The following is a 10,816-nucleotide window of genomic DNA, read 5'->3' as shown; positions in this document are numbered from 1 at the left end:
GAAGCGTCGGCGCCGCCCGGGCTGCCGCCGGAGCTGTCGACGGGGCTGTCCCGCCACCCGGTGGCCCACGACGTGGTGCCCGTGGGGGCCGGCAGTTTCCTGGCCCGGTCCACCGCCCCGGCCGCGACGAGCTGCAGATACTCCACGGTCCGCGAGAGTTCCTCCACCTCGCCGGCGAAGCCCGCCGCCTCGGCGAATCCGAAGCCCGCGGCATCATCCACGGCCGTCGTGGCCGCCGTCCGGAGCGAGCCCAGGGCACGGCCCAGGGCAGGCTGTGTTTCCTGCCCGTCCTCCGCGAACGAAACGAACTCCCTGGTGGCTTCCATGAACCAACTCTAAAGAAGGGCTATGACATTCTTAGGCAGGGGTCGCAGGCCCGACATTATGAGCCCGGCGGTGCCCGGCATCGGGCACGATTGGTCCGGCGTCGTTGCGTCGGCCGCCGGGGAGAGTTGCCGGGAACAGGCCAGGCGCAGGCTTACCCCCGCGCCGGAACCGGCACCATCCCGGCGGCATGGTCCAGGTCCAGGAGGTCGTCTTCGGGGGCGATGTCCTCCGGGTTGTGCGTCACAAGGATCACGGTCCGGTCACGGAGCCCGTGCCGCAGTTCGGCGAGCATGGCCCGGCCGGACTCCGCGTCCAGGTGCGCCGTGGGTTCATCGAGCAGGATCACATCCGCCCCGGTCATCAGGGTGCGGGCGACGGCCAGGCGCTGCCGCTCCCCGCCGCTGAGAAACGCGCCCCCCGGGCCGATTCTCGTGTCCAGCCCGTCCACGAGCCGCTCCAGCAGCGGTCCGAGTCCGACGGCGGCCAGGGCCTCCCCCATCCGGGCCTCCACTGCGGCCCTTGCGGTCTCAATCGCGCCATCCGATGGCGCGGCTCCGCGGCCGTCGGCAACGCCGGCCTCCGGCGTGTCCGGCGTACCCGGCAGGCCCAGCATGAGGTTTCCGCGGATGGTGGAGTCGAACAGGTGCGCCTCCTGCGGGCACCACGCGGCCCTGCCGCTGAGGAGGATCCGGCCGCTGCGTGCCGGCAGGAATCCCAGGACCACGGCCAACAGGGTGGATTTCCCTGACCCGGACGCCCCGGTCACGGCGAGCCAGCGCCCGGGGCCGGCGGACGCGGTGAGCCCCTCAAAGACGGCGTCGCCGCCGGGCCAGGCGGCCGCGAGGTCCACCAGTTCGATCCCCGGCGTCCCGCCGGGCCGTGCCGCCACCGGCTCCAGGCCGCCGTACACCGGCTCGGGGCCGGCGTCCGTGCCGCGCTCCAGGACTCCGGCGGCACCGATCCGTCGCAGCACCGCACGAAGCGCCGGATACTGGCGGACCGCCGTCGTGGTCGCCGCGTAGGGCTCCACGAGGGCAAGCTGCAGCAGGACAACGACGGCGACGGTCCCCGGTTCCACGGCGCCGCCGAGGGCCAGCGGCGCGGCGAGCACGGCGCTGGCGAGGGCCGCCGCCCCGCAGGCCAGCACCGTGAGTCCCTGGCCGAGCCCTTCGGCCCACGCGGAACGCTGCGAGGCCGCGGTCGCGGAGCGGTCGGCCCGGCCGATGGCGGCCAGGACCGGGGCGGAGACTCCGTTGGCGTGCAGTTCGGCCCTGGCGTCCAGCGCGGCCGCCACGTCCCGCAGGACCCCGGAGCGGAGGCACTGTTCGGTGCGGGCGGACATCCGGTCCGCCGCCAGCGCCAGCGCCGGCGCCGCGACGAGGCTGACCAGCGCGGCGACGGCCAGGGCCGGGAGCGCCGTCGGCAGCAGCACCCCGATCCCGACAACCGCGGCAGTCGCAACGGCCACGGCTGTCAGCGGCGGAAGGACCACGCGGGGCAGCAGTTCCCGGACCGTGTCGACGTCGTCCACGACCGTCCCGAGGACGTTGCCGCCCTGCAGGAGCCTGCGCAGGGACAGGGCGCGGCGGCTCAGGGATCCCCAGAGCCGGCCGCGGAGCCGGGTCAGGGCCGAGAAGACCGCGTCGTGCAGCAGCAGCCGTTCGGCGTAGCGCAGGGCCGCGCGCCCGATGCCGAAGAACCGCACTCCCACGATCGCGGTGAGCAGGTACAGGATGGGCGGCTGTTCGCTGGCGCGGATGATCAGCCAGCCGGAGAGTCCGGCCAGTGCGACGGCGAAGAGGGCGGCCAGGGTGCCCACGGCACCGGCGGCGGCGAACTTTGCCGCAACGGGGGCCAGCAGGCGGCGCAGCTGTGTTGTTGTGCTGGCGGAGGTTTCTTCTGGGGTGCTGCCGGGACGCGGTGAGCCGGCCCCGCTGCTCCCGGAGGGCTGGACCGTGACGGCCTCGACTGCCGCCAGTGCGACGGCTTCGGCCAGCGGCCGCGGCCCGGGCAGGTGTTCGGGCCGGTTTTCGCGCAGCTGGTCGCCGGCCGCGACGGGCACGATTTCGTCCGCCAACTCCCGGGTCGTGCGGTCGTGGGCCACGAGCAGCACGGTGGCCTTGCCGCGCAGGGCCGCGATGGCGCGGCTGACGGCGGCGGCGGACTCCCGGTCCAGGTGGGCGGTGGGTTCATCGAGCAGCAGCACTGTGGCGCCGGCCTCGATCCGGGCCAGCCCGCGGGCCAGCGCCACCCGGCGCAACTCCCCCGGGCTGAGCTCGGCTGGGTGCTTGGCCGCCAGGTGGTCCGCGGCGCAGGCGGCCAGGCAGCGGTACGCCGCGGTGTCCGCTGCCGCACCGGAGCCCGCCGCGGCTGCAGCGGAACCGGCGTCGCCCAGGTACAGCCGGATCTCGTCCAGCACCGTCGGGGCAACCATCACCGGATGCTGCGGGACCCAGGCGATGTCCGCCCTCGTGAAGCCTTCGAGCCGTCCACTGACGGCGGTGCCGCCCCCTGCCCCGATGGTGCCGGCCAGCACGCCGAGCACGGTGCTCTTGCCGGCTCCGCTGGCTCCGTCCAGGGCGGTGATCCGGCCCTGCTCGGCGCTGAAGCTGAGCGGCCCGACGGCGGCGTCCGTCCTGCCGCCGTAGCGGACCGTCAGTCCGCTCACGACGACGGCGGGAGGCCGGGCGGCCCGGCCAGGCACGGCGTTCCGGGGGCCGACGGGTCCCGGGGACGCGGGTCCCAGTTGCGCGGGTTCCAGGGCCGCGGGTTCGGGTGCGTCGAGGACCGCGGTGGTTTCGGCGAGCGCGGCCCGGCCGTCGTCGCTCGCGTGGTGGGCGGTGCCGAGCTCCCGGAGCGGAAGGTAGCAGTCGGGGGCCAGGATCAGCGCCAGCAGCCCGGCCTCGAGGGCCATGTCGCCGTTGACCAGCCGGACACCGATGAAGACGGCCACCACGGCCACCGAGATGGTGGCGATGAGTTCCAGCGCCAGGGCGGAGAGGAACGCCGTGCGCAGGGTCCCCATGGTCCTGACGCGGTACTCCTCGGAGATGTCCTCGAGGGCTTTCCGCTGGGCCGTGGCGCGGCCCAGGCCCACCAGGACGGGCAGGCCCTTGGCGAGCTCCAGCATGTGGCCGGACAGCCGGGCCAGCGCGGACTGCGCCTCCTTGACCCGCTCTTCGGTGTAGCGCCCGATCAGCACCATGAACAATGGCACGAGCGGCACGGTCAGCACGATCACCGCGGCGCTGATCCAGTCGGCGAAGAGTATCCGCGCCCCGAGCAGCAGCGGGATCGCAGCGCAGTTCACCAGCGCGGGCAGGAACTGGGTGTAATAGGAGTCCAGGGCGTCCAGTCCGCGCGTGGCCAGGACGGCGAGGCCGCCGTCGGACGGGCCCGCGGCGCGGGTCCCGTTGCGCAGGGCCCGCTCCAGCAGCCGGGAGCGCAGCTCCTCCTTCACGCCCAGCGCGGCACGGCGGGACGCGACGGCCTGCGCCCAGACGGTCAGGGACCGCAGGACCACGCCGGCCAGGCCCCAGCCCAGGGGGCCGTCCCAGGCCGGCTGTCCGCTCCACGCGGGGCCGGGGGCCATCATCCCGGCGAGCATCGCCGCGACCGCCTGGCCCATCAGGACCAGGGCGAACGCCTTGAGGGCGGCGAGCAGGCCGAGCAGGTAGAGGGCGGAACGGGCCGCGGGGCTGGCCGGGAACTGCGGTCTCATCGGGTGTCAGTCCTTGGGTGCCAGCGCTTTGGCGGCGATCGCGGGAAGGAAGCTGTGGGCCTCGGGGATGTGCGCGGCGCTCACGCGGCGCCGGAACACCCAGTAGGTCCACGCCTGGTAGGCCAGTACCAGCGGCAGCCCGATGCAGGCGACTATGCTCATCAGTCCCAGCGTGTAGTTCGAGGAGGAGGCGTTGGAGATCGTCAGGTTGAACGCCGGGTCCAGCGTCGACGGCAGCACTACCGGGAACGCCGCGCCGAAGATCGAGGCGCTGCCGAGCAGGAGGAAGACGCCCAAAGACAGGAATGCGCGGCCCTCCGCACCCTTGCGGGCGAAGGCCCAGGCGACGGCGGCGGCAACGACCGCGGCCACGACGGCGGCCACGGTCCAGGCCTTGCCGCTGAGCAGCTGCAGGCTCACGGCCCAGCCCGCCATCGGCAGGAGCAGCACCGGCAGCAGCCGGACGAACCAGCGGCGTGCCCGGTGGCGGACGTCGCCGTCGGTCTTCAACGCCAGGAAGGCGAGCCCGTGCAGGAGGGAGAATCCGACGACGGCGAGGCCGCCGAGCACGGCGTAGGCGTTGAACCAGGCGAACGGGCCGCCCTCGCGGTCACCGTTGGCATTCAGCGGCAGTCCCGTAGTGCTCAGTGCCAGCGCGGCGCCGATGCCGAAGGCCGTCACGAGGGAGCCGAGGGCGATAGCCCAGTCCCAGCGGGCGCGCCACCGAGGGGTGTCCACCTTGCCGCGGTATTCGAAGGCCACGGCGCGGAAGATGAGGGCCACGAGGACCAGCAGCAGCGGGAGGTAGAGGGCGGAAAACAGGGACGCGTACCAGAGCGGGAAGGCCGCGAAGGTGGCGGCCCCCGCGGTGATGAGCCAGACCTCGTTGCCGTCCCAGACCGGGCCGATCGTGTTGAGCAGGACGCGGCGTTCGGTGTTGTTCCGGGCGAAGCCCTTCATCAGCATGCCGACGCCGAGGTCAAAGCCCTCGAGAAAGAGATAGCCCGTCCACAGCACCGCGATGACAATGAACCAGATGGTGGGTAGCAGTTCCATGCTGAGAATCCTCTGCGCTTCTTGGTTGTCGAATGCCTGGTGGCGAATGCTAAGTGGTCGAATGCTTAGTAGGCGAAGGCCAGGACGTCGTCGCCGGCCCCGGGCTTGCCGGGTCCGCCGCCGCCGGTGGCGTCCTCGTTTTCGTCCGCGGGGGCGTGCACCAGTTCCGGCATCGCCGACACCACGCCGCCACGGATGTACTTGACCAGGAGCCTGACCTCGACCACCAGCAGCACGGCATAGACGGCGGTCAGCACCACCAGGGAGGTCAGGAGCTCGCCCGCGGAGACCCCCGGGGAAACGGCCGCGGCGGTGAACATGAAGACCTGGTCGATGCCGCTGGGATCCGGGTTCGGGGCGACGACGAAGGGCTGGCGGCCCATCTCCGTGAAGATCCAGCCGGCGGCGTTGGCCCCGAACGGCGCCAGGATGCCGAACACGGCCACGCGCATGAGGCCACGGGAGGCCGGGACCGTTCCCTTGCGGGTGGCCCAGAGCGCCACGAGCGCGGCGAGGGCTGCGATTCCGCCGAAACCGATCATCATCCGGAAGCCCCAGTAGGTGACTTCCATGACCGGCACGTACTGGATCTCCTGCCCGGCCCGGTCCCCGTAGATGGGGTTGTCCGGCAGGTGGGTGCCGTAGTCGGCCTTGTACTGGTCCAGCAGGCTGTTCACGCCCTTGACCTCGGTGCTGAAGTCGCCCTTGGCCAGGAAGGACAGGATGCCCGGGACCTCGATCACGGCCACGACGTCGTCGCAGTTCTTGGAGCCGACGTTGCCCACGCTGAGCACGGAGAAGCCGGTGCCGTCGTGGCAGGCCGCCTCTGCGGCGGCCATTTTCATCGGCTGCTGTTCGAACATGAGCTTGCCCTGGAGGTCACCGGTGATGGCGGTGCCGGCAAAGGAAATCATGGCGACGACGGCGCCGATCCGCAGGGAGCGGATCCAGACGGCGTGGTCGGCGCGGTCCCGTCCGGGGATGGCGGCTTCGCCGGGGATGACCCTGCCGACGGCGTCGACGGTGTCGATGCCGTCATGGCGGCGGCGCCACAGGTGGTACCAGGCGATGCCGAGGAGGAAGGCGCCGGCGACGGCGAGGGCGCCGAAAAGGGTGTGCGGGACCGCGACGAGGGCGGTGTTGTTGGTGAAGACGGCCCATGCGTCGGTCATGACGGGCCGTCCGTTGATCATTTCGACGCCGACGGGGTGCTGCATCCAGCTGTTGGCGACGATGATGAAGTAGGCGGAGAACACGGAGCCGATCACGGCGATCCAGAGGCAGGCGAGGTGGACGCCGCGCTTGAGCTGTTTCCAGCCGAAGATCCAGAGGCCCAGGAAGGTGGATTCCACGAAGAACGCCAGCAGTGCCTCCAGGGCCAGCGGCGCGCCGAAGACATCGCCGACGAAGCGGCTGTATTCGCTCCACGCCATCCCGAACTGGAATTCCTGCACGATCCCGGTGGCGACGCCCATGATGAAGTTGATCAGGAAGAGCTTGCCCCAGAACTTGGTCATCCGGAGGTACTCCGGCTTGCCGGTGCGGTACCACAGTGCCTGGATCACGGCCACGACCAGGCCGAGGCCGATCGTGAGCGGCACCATCATGAAGTGGTAGACGGTGGTGATTCCGAATTGCCAGCGTGCGATTTCCAAGGCGTCCAAGGCAGTCCCTACTTTTGGCTAGGCGTGAGCAATTTCTACGTGACGTAGAAATAAAACTTCTACACAGTGTAGAACAAATCGGCGCATTCCCGCATCCAGACTCCCACGGGGTGCCGCGCCCCGCAATCGGCGTGCCGCGCCGCCCTGGATGCCCCGACACGCCGGAGCGGTCATGTTCTACCTCATGTAGAAAGAATGCGCAAAACACGGTAAATTTGAAATCGAAGCAACCACATGCCGCCCCGGCACGACAGAAGTGCCGGACGGGGCGGCCAGCAAAGAAGGACGTACGGAATGGCAAGTCTCGGTGAACTGGAACGGGCAGTGATGGATCTGCTCTGGGCAGGCCAAGAGGCCGCCACGGCCAATACGCTGCGGGACCGGCTCGCGCAAAGCACCCGGTCCGAGGACGGCAGCGCCGGACATGAAGGCAAGGACCTGGCCGTCACCACCGTGCTCACCGTGCTCTCCCGCCTGGAGCGGAAGGGCCTGGTCGAACGCGAACGCGGCACCCGCCCGCACCGCTACCAGGCCGTCTCGAGCCGGGCAGACCACACCGCGGAGCTCATGCACGAGGTACTGGGGTCCGCTCCGGACCGCGAGGCGGTGCTGGCACGGTTCATTGGTTCCGTCACGGACACTGAAGCGGAGACATTGCGCAAACTGCTGGGCCGCAGCTAGCGCCCGATGTTCTGGACCTCATATTTTCTGGCGGTCCTGGCGATAGTACTGGCCTGGCCGGTACCTATCCTTCTTTCGCGCGCCCACTGGACGGCGCAGTCCCCGTTCACGGCGATGCTGCTCTGGCAGGCGATCGCCTTGGCCGGTGGCCTGTCCATGATCGGCGCCATGCTGGTCTACGGGCTGGAGCCCGTCGGGGACAACCTGCTGGCGGGGCTGAAGGCCCTGGCCGGAATGGTCTTCATCAATGCGCCCACCACGGAGCTGGGCTTCTGGCACATCTTCGCCCTCTCCGCCGCGGCGCTCCTGACCGCCCATCTCGTCTTCACCCTGCTGCTGACGTATTACAAGATCCAGCGGCAACGGCGGCGGCACCGGGAGCTGCTGGACCTGCTTGCCTCCCCCTCGGCCGACGGCCCCGGGACCATGGTGATCAATCTGGACTCCCCGGTCGCCTACTGCCTTCCCGGCGGCGCGCGCTCCGTGACGGTGCTCTCCGACGGGCTGATGGCGGCCCTCGAACCCGCGGAACTGCGGGCCGTGCTGATCCACGAAAACGCCCACCTCAGCCAGCGCCACCATCTGCTGCTGTGGGCCTTCGCCGCCTGGCGCCAGGCCCTGCCGTGGCTTCCCACCACCCGGCTGGCACAGGAGGCCGTCAGCTCGCTGATCGAGATGCTCGCCGACGACGTCGCGCTGCGGACAGAAAGCAGGGCCACCCTGATCAGGGCCATCGCCATCGTGGCCAGCGGCTCTCCCGGCACCCCCGCGGGCCCGATGGCGTTCAGCCAGCCCGAGCTGAACGACATCGATTCCGGCCAGCCCGGCGCCACCGGCGGGGCCGGCTCGGCCCGCACCACGGCCTCCCGCGTCAGCCGCTTGCTCTCCCCGCAGCCTCCTCTGCCGAAAGGGCTGCGCGCCGTGGTTCTTGCCGTTTGCCTGCTGCTGCTCGCACTGCCGACGGCGCTGCTCATTGTTCCGGGCCTGCTCGGCTGAACCTCCGCCGAGCCTCAACCCGCACCGCCGCACGGGGCGGCTGGAGACGGGGGGCGGTGCGGAGACGGCAGGCAGCCTGCCGAGGGGTCAGGCGTCGATCCGCTCCCGGTCCAGGCTGGCGGCGCCGGCGATGATGAAGTCCTTGCGCGGTGCGACGTCGGAGCCCATCAGCAGGTCGAAGGTGTCCTCGGCCTGTTTCGCGTTCTCGATCCCGACCTTGCGCAGGGTGCGGTGCCGTGGGTCCATCGTCGTCTCGGCCAGCTGCCCCGCGTCCATCTCGCCCAGGCCCTTGTAGCGCTGGATGGGTTCCTTGTACCGCTTGCCTTCCTTGGCCAGCCGGGCCAGCAGCACGTGCAGTTCCGCCTCGGAGTAGGTGTAGACCATGTCGTTGGCCTTCTGGCCGGCGTTGATGACCTCCACCCGGTGCAGCGGCGGGACGGCGGCAAAGACCCGCCCCTGATCGATCATCGGACGCATGTACCGGAAGAACAGCGTCAGGAGCAGGGTCCGGATGTGGGCGCCGTCGACGTCGGCGTCCGTCATGAGGATCACCTTGCCGTAGCGGGCCGCGCCGATGTCGAAGCTCCGGCCGGAGCCGGCCCCCACCACCTGGATGAGGGCGGCACATTCGGCGTTGGAGAGCATGTCCCCCACCGAGGCCTTCTGGACGTTCAGGATCTTTCCGCGGATGGGCAGCAGCGCCTGGAAGTCCGAGGAGCGTGCCAGCTTCGCCGTACCGAGCGCGGAGTCGCCTTCCACGATGAACAGCTCGGAGCGGGCGACGTCGTCCGTGCGGCAGTCCGCCAGCTTGGTGGGCATGGAGGAGGTCTCCAGCGCGTTCTTGCGGCGCTGGGTTTCCTTGTGGACGCGGGCCGAGATACGGGACTTCATCTCGCTGACGATCTTTTCCAGCAGCAGCGCCGACTGGGCCTTGTCATTGCGGTTGGCCGAGGTCAGCTTGGCGTTGATCTCGTGCTCCACCACCTTGGCCACGATGGCGCGGACGGCGGAGGTGCCCAGGATTTCCTTGGTCTGGCCCTCGAACTGCGGCTCGGCAAGCCGGACAGTCAGCACCGCGGTGAGGCCGGCGAAGATGTCGTCCTTTTCGATCTTGTCGTTGCCGGCCTTCAGCTTGCGGGCGTTGGTTTCCACGGCTTTGCGGAACGTCTTGAGGAGCGCCTGCTCGAAGCCGGACTGGTGCGTCCCGCCCTTGGGCGTGGAGATGATGTTGACGAAGCTGCGCACCGTGCTGTCGTAGCCGATTCCCCAACGCAGCGCGACGTCGACCTCGCAGTCCCGTTCGACCTCGGCCAGCTGGCTGTGGCCCTTTTCGTCGATGACCGGAACGGTCTCCTTGAACTTGCCGGCGCCGTGCAGGCGCCAGATGTCCGTGACGGCCGGATCGGCGGCGAGGAAGTCCACGAATTCGGAGATGCCGCCGTCGTGGTGGAAGACCTCCGTGTGCGGCCCGGACTCGCCCGGGGTTCCGGCGAGCTTCCGGTCGTCCCGGACCGTGAGCTTCAGTCCGGGGACGAGGAAGGAGGTCTGGCGGGCCCGGGCGGCAAGCTCGTCATAGGAAAATTTCGCGTCCGGGGTGAAGATCTGCCGGTCCGCCCAGTAGCGGATCCGGGTGCCGGTGACGCCGCGCTTGGCTTTGCCCACGACATCCAGGACCGAGCCGTCGACGAAGGGCTCGAACACGGAGGCCGGGTCAGGCTTGCTGCCGGTGTCCTTGAAGCGGCCGGGTTCGCCGCGCCGGAAGGACATCTTGTAGGTCTTGCCGCCGCGGTCCACCTCGACGTCCAGCCGGGCGGAGAGGGCGTTCACCACGGAGGCGCCGACGCCGTGCAGGCCCCCCGAGGCGGTGTAGGAGCCGCCGCCGAACTTGCCGCCGGCATGGAGTTTGGTGAAGACTACCTCGACGCCGCTCAGCCCGGTCTTGGGCTCGATGTCCACCGGCACGCCGCGGCCGTCGTCGTGGATCTCCACCGAGTTGTCAGCATGCAGGATGATCTTGATGTCATGGCCGAAGCCTGCGAGGGCCTCGTCGACCGAGTTGTCAATGATCTCCCAGAGGCAGTGCATGAGCCCGCGGGAGTCCGTGGAGCCGATGTACATGCCGGGGCGTTTGCGGACGGCCTCAAGGCCCTCCAGCACGGAGAGATGCCGGGCGGTGTAATCAGAACTGGGTGCCACGGGTCGTGAACTCCTTCAGGAACGGGACAGTCACCATCGGACGGTCCGGGAATTTGACGCTCTTCCTAGGGTAGTCGGGCCGCCGCCCTCCGCCGCACCACCGCCCCGGCCGGCCGGCCGGCCGGGATGCCGATACCTGGACGTACGAGATGCCGTTACCGAGACGTGATACGCG

The 10,816-nt window shown here is 70.1% G+C and carries 6 protein-coding genes and 1 pseudogene; 2 read left to right on the top strand and 5 right to left on the bottom strand.

Going from position 1 to position 10,816, the window contains the following annotated elements:
- The 4 genes and pseudogenes from J9611_RS17550 to J9611_RS17535 all read right to left on the bottom strand — a co-directional run.
- Positions 1 to 326, bottom strand: a pseudogene (locus tag J9611_RS17550) (hypothetical protein); the annotation flags it as partial.
- 152 nt (positions 327 to 478) lie between these two features.
- Positions 479 to 4,048, bottom strand: a complete 3,570-nt coding sequence (cydD, locus tag J9611_RS17545) for a thiol reductant ABC exporter subunit CydD (RefSeq protein WP_211882048.1) — start codon at positions 4,046 to 4,048, stop codon at positions 479 to 481.
- A 6-nt stretch (positions 4,049 to 4,054) separates the two neighbouring features.
- The gene (gene cydB, locus J9611_RS17540; protein WP_211882046.1) at positions 4,055 to 5,104 is read right to left on the bottom strand and encodes a cytochrome d ubiquinol oxidase subunit II; all 1,050 of its coding nucleotides are present in this window, start codon (positions 5,102 to 5,104) and stop codon (positions 4,055 to 4,057) included.
- A 65-nt stretch (positions 5,105 to 5,169) separates the two neighbouring features.
- The gene (locus J9611_RS17535) at positions 5,170 to 6,768 is read right to left on the bottom strand and encodes a cytochrome ubiquinol oxidase subunit I (RefSeq protein WP_211882044.1); all 1,599 of its coding nucleotides are present in this window, start codon (positions 6,766 to 6,768) and stop codon (positions 5,170 to 5,172) included.
- Positions 6,769 to 7,062: 294 nt separating this feature from the next.
- Here J9611_RS17535 and J9611_RS17530 point away from each other — a divergent pair, with 294 nt between their 5' ends.
- The gene (locus J9611_RS17530; protein WP_211882042.1) at positions 7,063 to 7,449 is read left to right on the top strand and encodes a BlaI/MecI/CopY family transcriptional regulator; all 387 of its coding nucleotides are present in this window, start codon (positions 7,063 to 7,065) and stop codon (positions 7,447 to 7,449) included.
- 6 nt (positions 7,450 to 7,455) lie between these two features.
- The gene (locus J9611_RS17525) at positions 7,456 to 8,445 is read left to right on the top strand and encodes a M56 family metallopeptidase (protein ID WP_211882039.1); all 990 of its coding nucleotides are present in this window, start codon (positions 7,456 to 7,458) and stop codon (positions 8,443 to 8,445) included.
- Between the two features lie 87 nt (positions 8,446 to 8,532).
- Here J9611_RS17525 and J9611_RS17520 read toward each other — a convergent pair whose 3' ends face one another.
- On the bottom strand, positions 8,533 to 10,641 hold the full coding sequence (locus tag J9611_RS17520) for a DNA gyrase/topoisomerase IV subunit B (RefSeq protein WP_211882037.1): 2,109 nt from the start codon (positions 10,639 to 10,641) through the stop codon (positions 8,533 to 8,535).
- Between the last annotated feature and the right edge of the window lie 175 nt (positions 10,642 to 10,816).

It is taken from the genome of Pseudarthrobacter albicanus, from assembly GCF_018224015.1.
Classification (GTDB): domain Bacteria; phylum Actinomycetota; class Actinomycetes; order Actinomycetales; family Micrococcaceae; genus Arthrobacter; species Arthrobacter albicanus.
The sequence above is the reverse complement of the archived record's forward strand: the minus strand, read 5'-3'. Positions and strand labels throughout refer to the sequence as shown.